The sequence below is a fragment of the Actinokineospora sp. genome, assembly GCF_052390155.1.
Lineage (GTDB): Bacteria > Actinomycetota > Actinomycetes > Mycobacteriales > Pseudonocardiaceae > Actinokineospora.
Genome location: NZ_JBQTHF010000070.1, coordinates 19,480 through 38,145, shown reverse-complemented (window position 1 = coordinate 38,145; position 18,666 = coordinate 19,480). Strand labels below are relative to the sequence as shown.

Below are 18,666 nucleotides of genomic sequence, written 5' to 3'. Positions count from 1 at the left end.
ACCGCGGATGACTGAGAACATGTTCGGGCCGTGGCGCAAGAGCAGCCGCAGCGGCAACGAGGGCAACTGCGTGGAGATCGCCTGGCGCAAGAGCAGCTACAGCATGAACGAGGGCAATTGCGTGGAAATTGCCTGGCGCAAGAGCAGCCGCAGCGGGGATGAGAGCAACTGCGTCGAACTCGCCAACATCGGCGCCGTCCGCGACAGCAAGAACCCGGCGGGCGCCACCCTGGGCGTCGACCTGGCCGACCTGCTGACCGCGGCCAAGGCCGGCCGCCTCGACCGCTGACCAAGCGCACCGCGGCCCCCGACACCTCGTCGGGGGCCGCTTTCGTATGCGGAGAAGTCACCTCGTCCACGATGGGTCTCTCGGACCCACACAACTCGCATCAACCTCCAGACCACGCTGGCCGCTGTCGGGTTGCCCTTCATCGACGTTCCTGGCTAGACCGGCTCCGATCGACGCTCACATGTCCAGGACGACCGACTTGGCGGTGTGCGCGAGCAGGGCCTGGGTTTCATGGGTCAGCCCGAGGCGGTTCCAGTGGAAGATCACGTGGTGAGCCAGGACGGCACGCACGCCTCGTCGGAGTGTTCCGGCACTGGCCAGGTGCCCAAGTGCCGTCCGGCTGTGTCGTACGCGGCAGCCCAACCGGCGATGTGGCCCAGAGATCCACCAGCCTGTAACAGCGGACTGGCCGGGCCGCCATCGACGGTCATCGGCCGCTGGAGACCAGGCAGGGCGACTCTAATCTGGTCTGCCGGGCTGGCGGTTGGTAGCGGCCTGTTGTGGGCGACGCGAGCCCAGATGTCGCCCTGTTCGTACCAGTCTTGCCCGGCGGCGCGCATCAGGTTGCTACACAGCAACATCGTCAGCTCACGCCGTCTGTCGCCACGGCTCGGACGGCGGCCGTGGTCACCGGCGAGATGGTGGAGAAGGTGGCGGCTGTCGGCGTGGAAGAGGCGGTGGGCCAGGTCCATGGCCGTGTCGCCGCCGAAGGCGTGGATCTCGGGTTCGTAGATCGTCTCGGTCGTCTCAGCGATGGTTCCGTTGGTGCGCATAGTGTTCAGCGCTTGCCGAACGGTGTGGTCTGCGGCGTGTGCTGCGTGGGGCGCGGGTCGCCAGCGCAGCCGCCAGTGCGGGTTCTTCCGGACGAACCACCAGCAGGTGATGAGGCCGGCGTCCTCGGCAGTGGACATGAGCGGGCCGAGGTGGGTGGTGCCGACGTGTTCGGCGGTGGCGTAGTCGTCGATCCGCACGGTCACCTGCGTCCAACCGGTGTCGGCGGGTCCGGTGTCGATGTCGGCGTCCATGGAGTGTCCGGTGGTGGTTCAGGCGAGCAGCAGGCAGGCGTCCCAGCGGGTGGCCGGGTTGGTGCCGGTGATCGCGGCGTGGAGGGCGAGGGCGGCTCCGGCCCGTCCGTCGAGCAGTTCGGTGCCCGCGTCGGCCAGGTCCAGGTGGGCGAGGAGCCGTTCGGTGAGCGCGGGCAGGTGTGCGGCGAGAGCGGGGTTGATGGCGTCGGCGGCGGCGCGGGCGGTGGTGTGGAGCAGGCCGGGTCCTGGGCGGCAGCTTCACCGACATCGGCGCACCACTGGACAGCAGCGACCGGATCGGCTTTCGAGGACCCGGTCGAGGCGCCCGGTGCTCATCCTGGGGTCGGTTCCAGCACCCTCGCTCTGGACTTCGTCCGTGGGGCTGCTGCCCGTCACGACATCCCGACGGCCTACCTGTTGCTGGATGACCCGGCCGAGGCGGTCACTCAGCGGCTGATCAGCGCCGAGGCCAGGATCCGGCTCGCGGGCGCCCAACTCCACTACAGCCGTTTCGCCGCTGGACTCGGTGCACATGGCCACCGCGCGTCGAGACCTGCCGTATCCCTCGCGGTGCGCTGAGTGGGGTTCACGACTACGGGTGGAGCAGGGTGGCTCGGTGCCGCCATGCGAGGTGGAGGGCGGCTGCGGCTCCTGGGGAGAGTTGGCCGAGTTCGCGCAGTCGCAGCAGGGTGTTGGCCTCGAACGGGAACGCGTGGGCGGGGACGGTGCCCTCGGCGTTGCTGTTGACCGCGTCGCCGAACAGGTCGTCGTAGAGGTCGGGGTCGATGACGGCGACGGTGAGGATGTCCCCGCAGAGGGTGAGAGCGTCGAGGGTGATACCGAGGCACCAGACGCGGATGCGGCCGTCGGCCAGGGCGCTGTCCATGGTGATGAAAGGTTCGAGTTCGTCGTAGTGGATCGGGCGTCCGCTGCCGTCGTATTCGTCGTGGCCGAGGAGTTCTTCGGCGTACTCGCGTTGGATGTTGCGCCAGAGACTGAAGTCGGCGTCGACCGCGGCGGGCACGTAGCTGGAGGGTTGGAAGATTCCCGCTGGGAGCAGGTGGGCCATGCCGCCGCCTCCGGCGACGCGTGCGCCGTCGCGTTGGTGCAGAACGACTCTGGGTGAGTCGCCGCCGCGGATGGTGAGTGTGCCGATGGCGCCCATCATCGGCCTGCGGGACAGGTCTGCGGGGTCGCCGATGAGTTTGCGGAATGCCAGCCGTCGCCAGGACGCCTTGCCGGCAAGTGAGTCTTGGTCGGTGGAGCCGAGGTGGTGCAGGGCGGTTTCGTGGGCGAGGGCTTCGTTGATGTCGATGGAGTCGAAGAACCCCATCTGCCCGAACTGCATCCGCAGGGTCGGGTCGGCCCAGTCCATGCCGAGCAGCCGGAAACAGAGCCGGTTCTCGAACAGCCTCGGCGCGGCGAGGTCCCGCACGGCGTGGTGGTAGCGGCGGTAGCGGGCTTCGGTCGACGCGAGCGGCCGGATGGCGGCGGTTTCCCGCTCGTCTCCGACGATGACCGGCTCGGGCGCGCTGGTGTCCAGTTCGAGCGCGAGGCCGCCGAGCGGGACCGGCTGGTCGGGGATCCATGAGGGGTGGGCGATGACGCCGGTGGCTTCCAGACCCTGTACCTGGTGGTCGGGGTAGAGCTGCTGGGCGAGCACGGCCAGGCCGTGACGGTGGGCGTTGAGCCCGGTCCGAACGTGGCGCCACTGGCGCTGATCAGCCTCGACACGCGGTTCGAGGCGGCCGGGCACGGCGACCAGGGTGAGCAGCTCCTCCGAGCCCCTGGCGGGACCGGGGACGGCCCGGCGCACGCGGCGGAACCCGAGTTCATCGACGGCGACGTCGAAGTACTCGGCCAGCAGCCGACGGTAGAACGGTTGGGGCAGGCCGACTTCGCCGCGTTCCCAGCGGCCGACGGTCTTCTTGGTGATCTGTGGGTGCTTCGCGTGTTTGCGGGCCGCGAGGTCGTTGAGTTCCTGAGCGAGGTCCTGCTGGGCGAGCCCGGCGTCTTCCCGGAGCTGGATCAGGGCCGCATTGGGAATGCGGGCGTCGACACGCTGCGCCATGCGCACACGGTAGACGCTCAACCACGCTCAGTCCCGGAATGTCCCCTGAATGTCCCCTCTCTGGGTTCAGGGTGGGTTCCGGGCGTGGTCGTTTCCGATGGTGCGGGCTGGTGGACTCAGACCATCGCATTTTCACCAGCGTGACGGGCCGCGACCGGTGTCGAGGCCCCGCTCCATAAGAGCACAAAACCGCATCACACACCGAACACGGGACACAGGAGGTCGGCGGCGTGACTACCGCGATCGGGGACAAGGTCGCTGCGGAACCCCTCGACGACCATCCGACACCGCCCAAAGCGAACGTCGTGGTGCGGGCGTTCACCAGCACCCCGGCCGAACACCCGGTGCTCACCCCGGCCGCCGGGCTGGCCACCCACCACTGGCTGCGGGCCGAGGCCCAGCACCTGACCTGCGACCCGCACGCCGACGAACACGTGGTGGCCGCCGCGACCCGCGCGATCAACGCCGCCGACGCCGCCCGCGCGGTGCTGATCGACCGCATCGACGTCTGGGCAGCCACCGATCTGACCGAGCACCGCATCGGGCGCCTGCACACCGAAACCCTCGGGCAGCTCGTGGACCGGGTGGCGTGCGCGTGGATGCGCTGGCACCTGCTCGACAACGCCGACAACGACGCCGGAGCGGTCGCCCGCGCACAGATTCACCTGGCCTGGCACCAACTCGGCGAACTGGCCACCGCCTACGACGACCTCCTCGCCGACCTGCGCACCGGCAGCCGGTGTCTGCCCCGCTACCAAACCCTGGCCGGGCCGGCGGCCGCGACGTGAACGCGCCCGATCGGGTTGCGAGGCATCGTGGCCGTCATCGTTGGTCGCGCAAGACAGCCCGGTCGGCCGCCTGGCGAAGGCGATCGACGACATGAGCGCGCACCTGCCTCCCCCGCGCGAACCCGGGCCGGTCCGCTGTGCTCCACCCAATCCCGGCCCTGCGCCAGATTCTCCGACGCCGCACACCGCACGACGCCGGGATCGTCGTGGACGTGCTGGTACCCCAGGATCTGCATCCACGCCTGTGGCCGCCGACCCCGAGCCCACTCACGGCCGCACTCGCACGCCCGGCTCACCGAGGAGCCCCACGATGGATGAGATCCTGGCCGGCGACGGCGACCCGCGCTGCCTTGGCGGACACCGAGATCATCAGGCTGACCTTGGCGTGGCGAACGCTGCTGGCCGAGCACCGGCCCAACGAGCACGGCCGCTGCCCGCAGTGCTCGGGGTGGCTGCGCCCCCGCCAACATCCCTGCTCGGTCTGGACCACCGCCCACCAACACCTCATCACTGCCGAGGCGACCACAACCCAGGTGACACGCAGGCACGCACCCTCCGCCGGGAGACCGAGCGTGGCCGGTGTGAGCACCTTCTGATCCGGACGATCTCAACCCAAGGAGAGCTGGAAGAGTGATCGTATGAACACACTCCGAGATGACGGTGTCGACCGCGGCACCCCAGACACCGCCGAGTCCGCGCATGCCGATGCGCTCCGCTCGGCGATGGTCGGCGAACTGCGCGACATCGGAGTGATCCGCACCGACCGCGTCGCCGACGCCGTCGGTGCGGTTCCCCGGCACCTGTTCGCACCGGGCGAACCACTGGAGCGGGCCTACGCCACCGTGACCACGCTGCACACCAAGCGGGACGTGCTCGGCGTGGCCACCAGCATGGTGTCCGCGTCCGATATTCAGGCAATGATGTTGGAACAGGCCGAGATTGGGCCTGGTATGCGGGTTCTGGAGATCGGATCGGGCGGCTACAACGCGGCGTTGATCGCCGAACTTGTCGGCGAGGCCGGGGAGGTGACCTCGGTTGACATCGATCCCGACATTGTCGACCGCGCTCGGCGCTACCTCACCGCCGCAGGGTACGACAAGGTCGAGGTGGTGTTGGCCGACGCCGCGCACGGTGTCGCCGATCGCGCCCCGTTCCACCGGATCATCGTGACCACGGGCGCGTGGGACATCCCCGCGACCTGGGTCAACCAGCTCACCGAGCGCGGACGCATCGTTGTTCCGCTGCGGCTACGCGGCCTGACCCGGTCGATCGCGTTCGACCGCGACGGGGATCGTCTGGTGAGCCAGAGCTACCGGCTGTGCGGGTTCGTCCCGATGCAGGGCGAGGGCGCCCACACCGAGTACATGGTGGCGCTGGACGGGGATGAGGTCGGTATCCGGGTCGACCGTGACCAGGACATCGACGCCGACCGGCTGCGGGAGGCGTTGCACGCCCCGCGCGTGCAACGGTGGTCGGGTGTGGTGTTCGACCAGGTCGACGGGATGGACTTCTTCGTCGGCACCACGGCGCCGGTCTTCGGTCTGCTCACGGCGACCAAGGGGCCGATCGAGCGCGGTCTGGTCGGTCCGGCGGCGATCCGGGGTGTGCCGACCACGGTGCGGGGCGGCAGCTTCGCTTACCGGACCAAGCGTCGGATCGAGGGTACCGACGAGTTCGAGACCGGGGTGCTGGCACACGGTCCGGACGCCGACGCTCTCGCGCAGGAGTACGTCGAGTGGCTGCGCGCGTGGGACCGAGACCACCGCCACGGTTCCGGGGCGCGGATCGAGGTGTATCCGGCCGCGACCCCGGAAGCGGAGCTCGGCAAGGGGCTGGTCGTGGACAAGATCCACACCCGAGTTGTCATCTTCTGGCCCTGACCGGGTCGGGAGCTGACCCCGGGGCGACCTGTGCCGCACGGGGAACCCGGGAGTGAGAAACACCATCACCAACAACAAAGGAGGTTCTGTGACCGCACAATTGGATCACCTGGCCCCGCAGGCGGGAACGCCCGCGACGGACTCGGACTGGGATCTCGACATCACCATCGTGGAGGCGGGCGGGGTCGTCGATGACCTGCTGCGGCTGACCGACGACAACTGCGGCCAGACGTGCGAGTCGGCCTGCAACTCCTGCCCGTAGGGCGACATCGCGTCGATCATCTGATTCCGGGACAGGGTCTGTGCCCGGCGGGGCGTTCGCGCCGCCGGGCACAGGCTTTCCGTTGTGGGGAGCAAGGAATGTACCGGTTCGTCGACGCCGCCGTGGTGCGTGCGGCAGCGCAACTGCCCACGGTGCCTGCCCAATGGCCGGACCTGACCGACACCAGCGCCGAGGGCATCACCAGGTGGCGGCTGTGGCTGCGCCAGGTGTGGACGCCCGCCGAGTTCGCGGCGGCCGTCGAGGTCGCCAGCCCCGTCCTGGCCCGCCGCGTGCAGGAGATCTGCGACGGCAAGCCCCGCCCTGACCGGGAGATCCGCCGCGCGGTGCTCTCGACCGCCCGGTATCTGCTGCGTTGCGGCGGCCGGGTGACACTGTTCGGGCTGTTCGCCGGAGTAGCGCCGGTCGCCTTCGGCACCCCGGTGGTGGCGCGCGTCGGCGACGAGCACCGGGTGGCCACGCGAGTCGACACGACCTGGCTCACCACTGTGATCACCCGACTGGAGAACGACCCCGAACTACGGCGGCGTTTGTCGGTCGTGGTGAACAACGTCGCGTTCGTCCGCGACGGGAAACTCGTGATCAGCTACCGGCAAGCCGAGGGGGGCGCCGACAGCACGCCCACGGAGGTGTCGGTCCGCTACCTCGACGCGTTCGGCACCATCATCGCCGCCGCGCGGACCCCGGTCGTGCTGGGCGACCTGGCGAACACCCTGTCGTCGGAATATCCGACCACGTCGGCATCGGTGATCGACCGGGTGCTGGCCGATCTGGTCACGCACGGCATCCTGATCACCAGCCTGCGCTCGCCCACGACCTCGACCGACCCGCTGGCCCACCTCATCGAGGCCCTGGCCGCGGCGGACGTCGACACTGCGGCCGGACCGAGGGACCTGCTGGCCACGCTGCGCGGCATCCACGCCGACCTGAGCACCCACGACCAGGCGACCGCGTTCGCGCTCGACCACAAGCTCCGCGACTCGACGTCAACGACGATGGCGGCGACCGCACGCAGCGACCGCCCTGTCGCGCTCGACCTGCGCTTGGACGCCGACGTGGTGTTGCCGGAGATCGTCGCTCGGGAAACGGAGGCCGCCGCCGCGGTGCTGGTCCGATTGACCCCCGAACCGTTCGGTTCGCCGAGTTGGCAGAGCTACCACGGGCGATTCCTCGAACGATTTGGAGTCGACGGCCTTGTCCCGGTGATCGAGCTGGTCAACGCGGACACCGGCCTGGGCTATCCCGCCGGATACCGGGATTCCCGCCTGCCCCCGCCCGCCGAGCGCCCCCTGTCCGACCGCGACACCGCGCTTCTCGCCCTGGTTCAGAACGCGGTGATGCGTGGGCACCAGGAGATCGTGCTCGACGAGGCGCTGATCGCGGAACTGGCGGTCGACGACCTCGCCTGCGCCACCGTGCAACCGCACACCCAACTCCGGGTCCGTGTTCACGCGTCCACCCTCGACGCCCTTCACCATGGCGACTTCGAGCTGGCTGTCACCGGGGTGTCCCGCGCGGCAGGCGTCTCGGCCGGACGGTTCCTCGACCTGTTCCATCCGGCCGACCGCGACCGGATCTCGAAGGCATACCAAGGACTTCCCACCATCACCGAGGACGCGCTGCTGGTGCAGGCGTCGGCGGCGCCGCTGTATCCGCGCGCCGAGAACGTGGCCCGCAACCCCGCGGTGCTGCCGAATGTGCTCTCCCTCGCCGAACACCCGGCCCAGCACCCGGGCACACAGCAGGTCCTGCTCGGCGACCTCGCGGTTACCGCTGATGCGCGGCGGCTATACCTGGTGTCGCGCTCGCGGAGGCGCGCGGTGGAACCGGTGCTGTTCAGCGCCGTGGAGTTCGCCAAGCAGAGCCACCCGCTGCTGCGGTTCCTGTGCGAGGTCAGCACCGCCCGCACCGCGGCATGCACCGCGTTCTCCTGGGGAGCAGCAGCCCGACTGCCGTTCCTGCCCCGGCTGCGCTACCGGCGCACCATCCTGTCCCCGGCCCGCTGGCTACTCACCTCCACCGACCTGCCCGGCCCCGATGCCTCGCGGCGGGACTGGGCGGACAGTCTGGGCAACTGGCAGCGCAGCTACCGGGTGCCGGACGAGGTCTACGTCGGCGAGAGCGATCGCCGCCTGCGCCTGGACCTGGCCGAACCTGCCCACCAGCACCTGCTGCGCGCCGAACTCGACCGCGCCGGGCAGGTCCCGGTGCGCGAAGCACCCGATGCCGGCGCGTTCGACTGGATCGACGGACGCGCCCACGAAATCGTCATCCCACTCGCCGCCACCACTGAACCCGTCCCACGGCGGGAGTGGCCGCGCCAGGTGATCAGCAGGGAGCACGGGCACCTCCCCGCCGCCGGGGGCTGGCTCTACGTGAAGCTCTACGGGCACCCGGATCGGCACAACACCATCCTCACCAGCCACCTGCCCGCCCTGCTGTCCACACTGGACGACCAGTCGCTGTGTTGGTTTCTGCGCTACCACGACCCGGACCCGCATCTGCGGCTGCGGATTCAGATCGACCCTGGCAGCGACTTCGGGCATGTCGCCACCAGGGTCGGCGCCTGGACGGCCGGACTCCGCGAGAAGGGCCTGATCGGGCAGGTCCACTGGGACACCTACTACCCGGAAACCGGGCGCTTCGGCCACGGCGCGGCCATGACCGCGGCGGAGACCGTGTTCGCCGCCGACTCCGCCGCCGCCATCGCCCAACTCGCCGCAGCCAGTCACCCTGACGGCCCACATCAGGACGCGCTCGTCGCCGCGAGCATGGTCGACCTCGCCATCGGCGTCACCGGCGACGTCGGTGCGGGGCTGGCATGGTTGATCGACCACGTTCGAGTGCCCTCCGTCCCCGCCCCCGCTCGTCAGGTGCACGACGAGGCGATCCGGCTGGCCAACCCACACGAGCAGGCCGCCCTGCGGGCGCTGCCCGGGGGAGACCGCGTCGCGGCCACCTGGACGCGACGCCGTACGGCGTTGACCGTCTACCGGGCCGCGCTCACCGCGCACGGCATCGCCGCGGACACCGTCCTGGCGGACCTGTTGCACCTGCACCACGTGCGCATGGCCGGGGTCTCCCCGGATCACGAACGCGTCTGCGGGCGCCTGGCCCGCACCGCGGCCCTGAGCTGGACCAGGCGAATCACCAGTCGAACCGAGGCAGCCTCATGAGCCACCCCAACCCACAGGCACTCGCCGCCGCCACTGCCATCGCCACACAGTTGGCCGACCCCGACACCGTCTATGGGATGGGCGGCGTCGGCCGCCGCCGACCTCAGTCACTGGCCGGTGGCGCGGCGGGCATCGCGCTGCTGCACATCGAACGCGCCCGCACCGGCCACGGCGACCCGGCCACCGCGCACGCCTGGCTCACCGTCGCCGCACGCGACGCCCTGAGCGCCGGGGGCAACGCCAGCCTGTACTTCGGGACACCTGCCCTGGCGTTCGTCACCCACGCGGCCGCAGCGCGGCCTGGCCAGTACGCGCGGGCGCTGGCCGACCTCGACACCAGCGTCATCGCGCTGACCCGCCGCCGACTCGACACCGCCCACGCCCGCATCGAGCACGGTGAGCGGCCCGCCCTGGCCGAGTTCGACCTCATCCGCGGCCTCGCCGGGCTCGGCGCGCATCACCTGCGACGCCACCCCGAGCACGAGATCACCAGGGCTGTCCTGGCCTATCTCGTGCGGCTGACCGAACCACCCCTCGGCCGCACCGACGGCCTGCCTGGCTGGTGGACCGACGTCTCCCCCAACGGAGCGCCATCGCCCGACTTCCCCGGCGGGCACAGCAACCAAGGGATGTCTCACGGCATATGCGGCCCGCTCACCGTGCTCGCCCTCGGACTTCAGCGCGGGATCACGGTGAACGGCCAGATGGAGGCCATCGGGCGAATATGCACTTGGCTGGACACCTGGGCGCAGGACCGTCCGGGCGGCCGGTGGTGGCCGGGATACATCACCCTCGACCAGGCTCTCCAGGGACACATCGAGCAGTCCAACCAGCGGGCCTCCTGGTGCTACGGCACTCCCGGTGTGGCCCGAGCCCAGCAACTCGCCGGCCTCGCCACCAGCGACACCACCCGACAACACGGCGCCGAGGCGGCGATGCTCGCCTGCCTACGCGACCCGGCCCAACTCGACCGCCTCACCGACCCCGGTCTCTGCCACGGCACCTCCGGGATGCTCCAGACCGCGTGCCGCATGGCCGCCGACGCCCCCACACCGGATCTCGCGGGCGAACTCCCGAACCTGACCGCCCGGTTGCTCACCCAGCTCAGCACGGCCCCGGACGACCCGGAACTCCTCGACGGCCGCACCGGCATCGCCCTGGCCCTGCACACCGCCGCAACCGGCGCCGTCCCGCTCACGAGTTGGGACGCCTTCCTGCTCATGGCCTGAAGCGACCCGATCGTATCGAGAAGAGAGTGACCGTGAACCCGTTGTGGCGGCAGGTGTTCATCCACTTCGACCCCTGGGGCACCGCCGAACGCGTCGCGGCCACCGGCCTCGCCCCGGTGCTGTCCGACGCCGAGTCAACCGGGCTGATCACAGCCTGGTTCTTCGTCCGGAAGTCCCCCTGCTGGCGGGTCCGGTTCCAGACCGCGGACGAGGCCACCGCGCTGGAGGCGACAACCGTCATCCACCAGCGACTCGACGCCCTGCAGCAGGCCGGGCATATCGCGCGGTGGGTCGAGACGATCTACGAACCCGAGACGTACGCGTTCGGCGGCATCGAGGCGATGGACACCGCCCACACCCTGTTCCACCAGGACAGCCGCCACATCCTCAACCACCTCACCAGCGACCACGTGGCCGCACAGCCCGGCGGCGGTGACAAGCGTCGCGAACTGTCGATCCTGCTGTGTTCGGCCCTGCTGCGCGGTGCCGGGCAGGACTGGCACGAACAAGGCGACGTCTGGGCCCGCGTCGGCGAGCACCGGTCCCTGCCACCGGACACCCCGGCGGATCGCCTCCGCGCGATGGAACCGGGCCTGCGGCGGCTGATGAGTGTGGACACCGCGACCCTGATCAGCGACGGCGGGTCGCTGGCCTTCCTCGCCGACTGGGACGCCGCGTTCACCAGCGCGGGCACAACCCTCGGAGGCCTGGCCCGCAACGGGATCCTGCGGCGGGGGCTGCGCGCGGTGCTCGCCCAGCACGTGATCTTCGCGTGGAACCGCATCGGACTTCCCCACGCCACCCAGAGCCTGCTCGCACACACCGCGAAAGCCGTCGTCCTCGACCAGTAGACCAGCAGCACGACGATCAAGGGGGAGGAACAGCGCCGTGGACGCACCCGGTCACGAGGTTCCGCGCGGGCGGGTCGCGGAGTGGTTTCCGCTCGTGCCCCGCCCACGGCCACCCTGCCGCGACCTCGCGCAGCGCGTCAACGAGATTCGCGACCTGGCGCACGCGGCATCCCACGGCACACACGAGGACCGCATCGGCTCGGCCGCCGAAGCGCACAACAAGGCCGCGCTCATCCTCAGCGACTGCGACCTGCCCGACCTCGCCCACCAGTTGTGTTGGCGGCAGTTCGACATCTTCAACGCTGCCAGACCGTTGACAGCCAGGACCGGGAAATTCGCCCTGCAACCAATTGTCAATCTGGGCAGGCTCCTCATCCGCACCGGCCACGGTGGCCGCGCCTACCAGGTCTTCCGCACCATCTACGACGCGATGCGAACCCCCGGCACCACGACGATCGACGGCAGGACCATCGACATCAGCGGTTTCGTCGAGGGCGACGAGCAGCGCCGGGAACTGCGCAAGTTCCTGTGGGCGGTGCTCCTGGCCGACGGCACCAGGGCACTCACCACCACAGGCCGATGGGACGACGCGCTGCGGCACGTCGAACAGCACAAGGGCATCGGCACAAGGATGCTCGACGGCCGCCAGGTCGCGGTCCTTGCCCGCTGCGCCACCGGCGACGTCGACGGCGCCATCGACCTCCTCGACTCCAGCGCCACGCCCGAACCCTGGGAGAAAGCCGTCGCCGCGTACCTGCGCCTGCGCACCGACCACCGACCAACCGGCTCCGCCGTCGCCGCGATGGTGAACCACTACCTCCAACTCGACCCGGCACCACAGCACGCGGTGTTCCGCACCCGACTCGGGCTGTGCGTACTCGACCTCGCCAGCGCCGACAACAGCAGTGAAGCACCGGCCATCGCCACCAGAGTCATGCGGGAGACAGTCGACTCCGATGACGCCTACCTGGCCTGGGATGTGCTGTCCCACAACATATCCCGCCTGGTGCTGACCGAAGCCCACCGGCGCACGCTTGCCGCGACCCTCAAGTCATCCAGACTCCGCCACGCAACCATGCCAACCAACCTCATCGACGACCTCAACGAGGCTGTCACGACCAGCGAGGCGCACCTCACGCAGATGCTCGAATCGCCAAGGGCGACCACGGAACCCCGTGGCGGCGCGAGGTGCACCGGAAACGCGGCGGAGCCTTCTAGGTGCCGTAGCACCAGGACGGCTGCCCCGGCCCGGTGCCGCTGGGGTGTCCGCGGTCGATGTCGTCGGGGGTGATGATGCGGGGCCACCACGGCCCGGCCTCGCCGTGTTGTGTCCAGGTGTCGAGCCAGGTTTGGATGCGGTTGATCGCGTCGGTGTGCCCGGCGACGGCCAGGCCGTTGAGCTTGGCCATAGCGAGCAGGGCCAGCGGTCCGGCGATGCCGTGGGCGAGACCGAAGTTGCCGTGGCCTTTCGGATAGTTCGGGGATGGGCGGCCGGTGGGGGCCAGGCCGGTCCACCAGCCGGGTAACTCGCCGCTGGTGGGGAGGGGTTCGGTGAGCCGGACGAGATAGTCCAGGACGGCAACGGTGACCTCGTGGTCCAGGTCGACGTGCAGGTGGTAGGCGCCGAGGCCGGTGAGGCCGCGGATCAGGTCGAACTCGGCGAGGGCGGGGCGTTCGCGGCGGTCGATGCGCGCGTGCGCCTGGTCCAGGCGGGCGCGGGTCAGTGCGGTGGTGGCCGCATGGAGGTTGGTGCGGGCCCGTTGGTAGGTGTCGGTGCCGTGGGCGGCGACATGGATGGCGTGGGCCAGTGCGGGGACGCCGTAGAACAGGCTGGATTGTGGTCCGGCGTCGACGCCGTCGGCGGTCGCGGCGGTGAGCCAGGCGTGTGCGGTGGCGGGGTCGCCGTGGCCGGTGCGGGCGCGTTCGGCGTGGAGCAGGGCGATGCCTGCGGCGCCGTTGGCCAGCGACTGGGGCACCGGCCGATGCTGGTTGCGCTCGGTGGACACCGTGGCCGGGTCGGCAAGATCCCGCACGAACTGGTCGACGATGTCCTCAGTGGCTCGCAGTCGAGTGGTCATCGGGTTCCTCGGGTTCGGGCGGTCCAGCTCAGGGCGGCGGCGCGGGTGAGGCGGTGGCAGACGCGTTCGGTGTCGGGGTTGATTCCGTTGGCGCGTAGGCAATGCAGGTGCAGCAGCGACCCAAGCACCGTCTCCGGGGCGATCCCGGCCGCGGTGAGGGCGTCCCGGTAGGCGGCCAGCGTGGCGCGTCGGGCCTGCCAGGCGCTGGTCAGCCCGGTGCTGCCGGGCAGGGCGCGGATCGCGGCCCAGTCGTCGGTGGGGTCGGCGAGGCGGGTGGCCTGGGTGTGGACGGGCCGGTCAGGTGCCGGTGCGGGTTCGGTGGTGATGTGGTCGGACAGCCAGCGCATCCCGGCGGCGGTGTCGCCGAGGAGGGACACGGCGATGTCGACCAGACTCGCGGCGGTCAGCGCGGACGGGTCAGCCCCGTTCACCAGAGTCCGGTGTTCGCGCTGGGCGAGGGCGGCCGTGGAGTCGGCGGCGAAGACCCTCTCGGCGACGGCCATGGCGGCGTCCGGGCCGAAGCGGCCGGTCTCGGGCTGGTAGGTGTCCAGTTGCAGGATGCTGATCAGGCCGAGCCCGCGCAGACCGGCGGCCTACTCCCCGACCCTGCGGGCGGCCGGGCCGAAGTCGTCGGCGTGGGCCAGCGGCAGCCGCAGCCGCAGATGGTGGTCGGGGTCGCGGTAGGGCAGGAACCACCACGACGGCATGGTGTCCCATGTGGACAGCAGGTCGGGGAGGTGGCCGAGGACGGCAGTGTGCCGGTCGGGGTGGGCGTAGAGCTTGGCGAATAGCCACTGCCCCGCGCCAGGCAGGTGCCCGTGGTCCCGCTTGACCGGGTGCACCAGTGTGGTGCGCGCGGGCGAGGGCGCGCTTGTGGTGGCGAGCGGGACGACGATCTCGTGGGCGTAGCCGCCGATCCAGCCGAGCGCGCCGGTGTCGGGGGCTTCGTGGAGGGTGGCGCGGCCTCGCCGGTCGATGTGGTCGCGCAGGAGCCGCAGGTGGGCGGGTTCGGTGAGGTCAAGGGGCAGGCGCTGGTCGGTACTGCCGAGGAACACCCTGTCCGGGATCATCGCACGCTCGCGCCAGCATGCGACGCCGTCGACCCAGGCAGGCCAGGCCGCGTCCGGGCCGGAAAGTTCGGCGGCGGTGACGATCCAGCGGGCTGGGGCCAGAATCGCGCGGCCGTGGCGCAGGCGAGGCAGAAACGGCATGCGGGTCGCGGCCGGTCCCCAGGCGAACGCGGTGCAGACCGCGGTCCTGGCGGTCGGGAGTTCGGCGAGGAACCGGGCGAGCGGGTGGGTGAGGTTGGTGAACTCGACCGCGCTGAACAGTGCGGGCTCGACCGGGCGCTGCCGTGACTGTGACCACAGGACCAGACAGTGCGGCTCGCCGATCACGGCAAGGTCGTCCAGATACAGCCGCAGGTCCGCGGGTGCGTGGTGTTCGCTGATCGGCAGCGTGTGCGGCAGCAGGGCGGGGTGGCGGGCGACGTTCTCGGTCGCCGCGAATAGCGGCGGGCAGGACAACTGGGCGCTTAGCGCCTCGGCTCTGACGGTGGGGAGTCCGGCGTAGACGCCGGTCATGCGCCGCTGGTCTGCTGGGTCGAGCAGGTTCAGGACGCGGCCGGTGGTGGCCCCGGCCCCGCGGAACACCCCGGCGACGACCAGGGTGAACTCGCCTCGGTCGATAGCGGCCGGGGTGGCCGCGTGCAGGCGGAACGCCAACTCGGTGTGCGGCTGCATTGTCGCCGTCGCCCGCCCCTCGGTCTCCAGGTCGGCCAGCAGGGCCTCGTCGAGGGTGACCTCGAAGGTGCGGGCCAGCGCGGCCTGCTGTGCCACGGCGATCAGACGGGTGTCCCGCTCGGCCAGTCCGGTGGTGGGGCGCTGCAGCAGGGAGTCCCTGTATCCGGCAGGGAAACCGAGTCCGGTGTCCGGGTTGACGAGGTCCAGGACGGGGATCGCGGCGCCGACACCGTGGCGCTCCAGGAAGCGAGAGTGGTAGTCGCGCCAGATCGGTGAACCGAGCGGGTGCGGGGTCAGCCGGGACAACGCGGCGGCCGCCCGTTCGGCCTCCCTCACGACCACCGGGGCCAAGGTCAGGTCCAGGTCGCAACGCAGGTCGACCATCAACGGCCGGTCGACCGCCGCGACCGCCGTCATCGCGGCAGTCACGGTCTCGCGCTCACCAGTCGCAGAAGCGGCAGTGTGGCGTTCGAGCAGGGCGGCGACCGCGCGCAGGTCGCGCACGATCGCCCCGGCCTGCGGGAATTGGTCGGCGCCGACCATGTCGAGTTGATCGAGCAGGTGAGCCAGCGGGTCGGGGGCGGTCATGGGCGGGCGCAGGCTGCTGATCAGCACCCCTTCGGCGATCAGGTGCGCCAGCATCCGGTCGATCGCCGGGCGCGGCGTTCCGGGGAACTCGGCGGACAGCTTGTCGACCAGGTCCGCGACCGGGACCGGCGCTCGGGCGGCGTCGAGGATGAGGGCGATCGCCGGGGTGTGGCGCAGGGACACCCCGGCAGGCTGGGTGCCGGTTGTGGTTCCGGGCGCTTGGCGCAACCCAGTGATCAGGCGTCCGTCGCGCTGCCAGCACACGATGGTGACCGCGACAGACAGGCGCTGCCGCAGCGTGTCGCACGCCTCCAGCCGGGTGATCACAGCGGTGAGCCACCCGCCATCGACCCGCGCGACCGCGATCGTGTCCGGGTCCAACGCGATGTCGCGCCGTTGGTGGGTCTTGGTGTCCTTCTCCCAGACCGACCGCCCGTCCTGCGCCAGGGCCTGGCGAATGGTCAGCGTCCACTCGCGCCCGTGTTCCGGGCAGTCGTGGGGCCGGTCGGCCTTGTGCAGAACGCGCACGTGTTTCCACCGAAAGGCCAATACCTCGCCCCGCCTGGCGTCGGTGGTCATGGCCAGCCAGATCAGCGCGCCGAATCCCTGCCGCCACGCCTCCAGCACGATCCGGGCCGCCTCCTGCGATGACGGTGGGTCCGGGTCCGCGGGCGGCTTGGCCGTCGCGAGGGGATTGACCGTGATCCACTCCCATTCCCTGGCCGACTCGAACGCGGCGCTCATCAGGTAGTGAATCTTGCGGATCGTCCACGCGGCCAACGGTCTGCACACATGTTTCTCGCACCTGCCGGCACACCGATGTGCCCGGCTCGTGCAATGCTTCACCGCGGGCGGACCGCTGCAGTGGTCGCGGCAGCGCCGAAGCTCCGCGTAGAAGTCGGCCAATGCCTTGCTCTTGAACTCGCCGCCCTTGAGATGGCCGATGAACGGCTCGATGTGTTTGCGGGCTTAGCCCTCCAACGTGGCCTTGTTCCGCAATCCCATCTCGGCCACCTTCAGGTGCTCGCCGATCAGCACCATGACAGTGGCGTTGGTCTTGGGCTGCCGATCCTCGGCCACCAGCCGCAGGAACTTGCCGCGTACTTCCTCCGCGCGCTCGGCGGCAGCCGGACCAGCGGGCACCTCGGTCCGGTAGAGATCCCGGCCGGTCAACACATCCACCCGGGAGTAGACCCGAACCCGCAACGACCCACTCGGCAGTGTCGGAATGTTCCCCGTGGACGCGAGCGCCCAGGAGGGTTCCCCCCTGCTCCCCCCATGGAACCACGGTACGCCGGGTCCACCATGGCACGAACCATGTCACGCGTCCTCTCCCCTGATCGGCCGGGAGAGGATGTCGAGTATGAGCGGGGACCGACGAAAATGGCGGCCTACCAGCGGATGTGCATCCGCGTAATAGACCGCCACCTGCTTGTAGCCCCGACGGGATTCGAACCCGCGCTACCGCCTTGAGAGGGCGGCGTCCTAGGCCTCTAGACGACGGGGCCAGGAACTTCGTTGTGTTCAGTTATCTTTCTTGACAGAGAGCCTATCAGGCGTCCGATGGACTCTCTGCGCTGGGGTACCAGGACTCGAACCTAGACTAACTGAACCAGAATCAGTCGTGCTGCCAATTACACCATACCCCAATGGCAATGGAGATCAGGCGGTCCAGAACTGGCCGAACCGGCTGTGTCTCTCGCCGGGGAAGATGTTAGACCACACCCCCGCCAGGGGAGAAATCGGCCCCTACGCGCGCGGTGCTGGCACGCCGGACGCGCTGGTCAAGGTCGGTGTGCGGAACTCGGAGACCAGGAGTTCTGGCAGGTCGGCGAGGGTTTCCAGGACGTGCACATCGGCGGGTGCGACATCGTCCGCGCCGGTCCGGTCCAGCCAGACACCGTGCAGGCCCGCGTCGCGGGCGCCGACGGCGTCGAGGTCGAGGCGGTCGCCGATGTGCAGGGTGTGCGCCGGTGTGACATCGAGCTCGGCGCAGGCCGCGTGGAAGATCACCGGGTCGGGCTTGGCCGCGCCCAGTTCACCTGCGCTGACCACGGAGTCGAAGAATCGGGACAGGCCCAGGCCGGCGAGCCGGGCGCGCTGGTGGGGGCCGGAGGCGTTGGTCACCGCGGCGATCTTGAAACCGGCCGCGCGCAGCCAGTCCAGGCACGGCAGGGCGTCGGCGAACAGGCGCCAGGCGCCGGTCATCCGCGCCAGCCTGCGATCTTCCAGCACGGCAACGGCCTCGTCGTCGAGCAGGGTGCCGAGGTCGGCGAGGAACGCCTTGGTGCGGGCGTGGCGCATGGTGTCGTGGTCGAGTTCACCGGACACAGCGCGCGCGCTGTACTCGTCGGTGACCCGCTGCCAGGCGGGCCACAGGTCGTCGCGGCCGATCAATTCGGCGAGGGCCATTCGGGCGGAGCCGGTGAAATCGATCACGGTGTCGTCGACGTCGAGGCAGACCGCGTGAATTGTCGGCGGCCGGTGGACCTCGGTCAGCTCCGCGCCTGCGGGCGGGACGGGTAAGCCAATTGGCGCGAGCATTGAAGTCATCCAGCGAGGCTAGGTCGCCGACGGGGCCCGCCGATTCGTCTGGCTAGGTGAACTTCGGCTTCTGACACGGTCAAGCACGAACAATCCGCGACAAGGCCGAATAAGGCTTATCGCGG

Annotated in this window: 15 protein-coding genes, 2 tRNA genes and 1 pseudogene; 10 read left to right on the top strand and 8 right to left on the bottom strand. The window is 70.1% G+C overall.

The window, feature by feature from the left end:
* Positions 1–7: 7 nt before the first annotated feature.
* A complete protein-coding gene (locus ACT4N7_RS23340) occupies positions 8–289 on the top strand; it encodes a DUF397 domain-containing protein (protein ID WP_444830966.1) in 282 nt (93 codons plus the stop codon).
* A 263-nt stretch (positions 290–552) separates the two neighbouring features.
* Here the strand turns inward: ACT4N7_RS23340 and ACT4N7_RS23335 are convergent, their stop codons facing one another.
* Positions 553–1,314: a thiopeptide-type bacteriocin biosynthesis protein gene (locus ACT4N7_RS23335; RefSeq protein WP_444830965.1), complete on the bottom strand. Its 762-nt coding sequence runs from the start codon at positions 1,312–1,314 to the stop codon at positions 553–555.
* 78 nt (positions 1,315–1,392) lie between these two features.
* Here ACT4N7_RS23335 and ACT4N7_RS23330 point away from each other — a divergent pair, with 78 nt between their 5' ends.
* Positions 1,393–1,893, top strand: coding sequence for a hypothetical protein (locus ACT4N7_RS23330; protein WP_444830964.1), 501 nt, complete (start codon positions 1,393–1,395; stop codon positions 1,891–1,893).
* 13 nt (positions 1,894–1,906) lie between these two features.
* On the opposite strand, the gene ACT4N7_RS23325 is transcribed toward ACT4N7_RS23330, so the two are convergent.
* Entirely contained in the window at positions 1,907–3,385 is a 1,479-nt protein-coding gene (locus ACT4N7_RS23325) for a transcriptional regulator (RefSeq protein WP_444830963.1), read from the bottom strand.
* 230 nt (positions 3,386–3,615) lie between these two features.
* On the opposite strand from ACT4N7_RS23325, the gene ACT4N7_RS23320 reads away from it, so the two are divergent.
* The 8 genes from ACT4N7_RS23320 to ACT4N7_RS23285 all read left to right on the top strand — a co-directional run bounded on the left by ACT4N7_RS23320 (position 3,616) and on the right by ACT4N7_RS23285 (position 12,880).
* Entirely contained in the window at positions 3,616–4,173 is a 558-nt protein-coding gene (locus ACT4N7_RS23320) for a DUF4254 domain-containing protein (RefSeq protein ID WP_444830962.1), read from the top strand.
* A 314-nt stretch (positions 4,174–4,487) separates the two neighbouring features.
* The gene (locus ACT4N7_RS23315) at positions 4,488–4,769 is read left to right on the top strand and encodes a hypothetical protein (protein WP_444830961.1); all 282 of its coding nucleotides are present in this window, start codon (positions 4,488–4,490) and stop codon (positions 4,767–4,769) included.
* A 42-nt stretch (positions 4,770–4,811) separates the two neighbouring features.
* Positions 4,812–6,053: a methyltransferase, FxLD system gene (gene fxlM, locus ACT4N7_RS23310; protein WP_444830960.1), complete on the top strand. Its 1,242-nt coding sequence runs from the start codon at positions 4,812–4,814 to the stop codon at positions 6,051–6,053.
* A gap of 88 nt (positions 6,054–6,141) precedes the next feature.
* Entirely contained in the window at positions 6,142–6,315 is a 174-nt protein-coding gene (locus tag ACT4N7_RS23305) for an FxLD family lanthipeptide (RefSeq protein WP_444830959.1), read from the top strand.
* 98 nt (positions 6,316–6,413) lie between these two features.
* Positions 6,414–9,509 carry a lantibiotic dehydratase gene (locus tag ACT4N7_RS23300; protein ID WP_444830958.1) on the top strand — a complete coding sequence of 1,032 codons (3,096 nt, stop codon included), beginning with the start codon at positions 6,414–6,416 and terminating at the stop codon, positions 9,507–9,509.
* Positions 9,506–10,738, top strand: coding sequence for a lanthionine synthetase C family protein (locus tag ACT4N7_RS23295; RefSeq protein WP_444830957.1), 1,233 nt, complete (start codon positions 9,506–9,508; stop codon positions 10,736–10,738). The genes ACT4N7_RS23300 and ACT4N7_RS23295 overlap by 4 nt, the downstream gene beginning before the upstream one ends.
* A gap of 26 nt (positions 10,739–10,764) precedes the next feature.
* Positions 10,765–11,589 carry a thiopeptide-type bacteriocin biosynthesis protein gene (locus tag ACT4N7_RS23290; RefSeq protein WP_444830956.1) on the top strand — a complete coding sequence of 275 codons (825 nt, stop codon included), beginning with the start codon at positions 10,765–10,767 and terminating at the stop codon, positions 11,587–11,589.
* A gap of 37 nt (positions 11,590–11,626) precedes the next feature.
* The gene (locus ACT4N7_RS23285) at positions 11,627–12,880 is read left to right on the top strand and encodes a hypothetical protein (RefSeq protein ID WP_444830955.1); all 1,254 of its coding nucleotides are present in this window, start codon (positions 11,627–11,629) and stop codon (positions 12,878–12,880) included.
* Here ACT4N7_RS23285 and ACT4N7_RS23280 read toward each other — a convergent pair.
* The 6 genes and pseudogenes from ACT4N7_RS23280 to ACT4N7_RS23255 all read right to left on the bottom strand — a co-directional run bounded on the left by ACT4N7_RS23280 (position 12,804) and on the right by ACT4N7_RS23255 (position 18,550).
* Positions 12,804–13,667, bottom strand: coding sequence for a lanthionine synthetase C family protein (locus ACT4N7_RS23280; protein WP_444830954.1), 864 nt, complete (start codon positions 13,665–13,667; stop codon positions 12,804–12,806). The genes ACT4N7_RS23285 and ACT4N7_RS23280 overlap by 77 nt on opposite strands.
* Positions 13,664–16,576, bottom strand: a pseudogene (locus ACT4N7_RS23275) (thiopeptide-type bacteriocin biosynthesis protein). The gene ACT4N7_RS23280 and the pseudogene ACT4N7_RS23275 overlap by 4 nt, the downstream one beginning before the upstream one ends.
* A 390-nt stretch (positions 16,577–16,966) precedes the next feature.
* The gene (locus tag ACT4N7_RS23270) at positions 16,967–17,170 is read right to left on the bottom strand and encodes a hypothetical protein (protein ID WP_444830953.1); all 204 of its coding nucleotides are present in this window, start codon (positions 17,168–17,170) and stop codon (positions 16,967–16,969) included.
* Positions 17,171–17,432: 262 nt separating this feature from the next.
* Positions 17,433–17,505: transfer RNA gene (locus ACT4N7_RS23265), tRNA-Glu, on the bottom strand.
* A gap of 69 nt (positions 17,506–17,574) precedes the next feature.
* Positions 17,575–17,646, bottom strand: a tRNA-Gln gene (locus ACT4N7_RS23260).
* A gap of 100 nt (positions 17,647–17,746) precedes the next feature.
* Positions 17,747–18,550 carry an HAD family hydrolase gene (locus ACT4N7_RS23255; RefSeq protein WP_444830952.1) on the bottom strand — a complete coding sequence of 268 codons (804 nt, stop codon included), beginning with the start codon at positions 18,548–18,550 and terminating at the stop codon, positions 17,747–17,749.
* Positions 18,551–18,666 lie beyond the last annotated feature (116 nt).

Coding starts and splice junctions, on each gene's coding strand:
- ACT4N7_RS23255 (WP_444830952.1), bottom strand. CDS start 18,550: ATGACTTCAATGCTCGCGCCAATTGGCTTACCCGTCCCGCCCGCAGGC.
- ACT4N7_RS23325 (WP_444830963.1), bottom strand. CDS start 3,385: ATGGCGCAGCGTGTCGACGCCCGCATTCCCAATGCGGCCCTGATCCAG.
- ACT4N7_RS23295 (WP_444830957.1), top strand. CDS start 9,506: ATGAGCCACCCCAACCCACAGGCACTCGCCGCCGCCACTGCCATCGCC.
- ACT4N7_RS23340 (WP_444830966.1), top strand. CDS start 8: ATGACTGAGAACATGTTCGGGCCGTGGCGCAAGAGCAGCCGCAGCGGC.
- ACT4N7_RS23300 (WP_444830958.1), top strand. CDS start 6,414: ATGTACCGGTTCGTCGACGCCGCCGTGGTGCGTGCGGCAGCGCAACTG.
- fxlM (WP_444830960.1), top strand. CDS start 4,812: ATGAACACACTCCGAGATGACGGTGTCGACCGCGGCACCCCAGACACC.
- ACT4N7_RS23280 (WP_444830954.1), bottom strand. CDS start 13,667: ATGACCACTCGACTGCGAGCCACTGAGGACATCGTCGACCAGTTCGTG.
- ACT4N7_RS23335 (WP_444830965.1), bottom strand. CDS start 1,314: ATGGACGCCGACATCGACACCGGACCCGCCGACACCGGTTGGACGCAG.
- ACT4N7_RS23315 (WP_444830961.1), top strand. CDS start 4,488: ATGAGATCCTGGCCGGCGACGGCGACCCGCGCTGCCTTGGCGGACACC.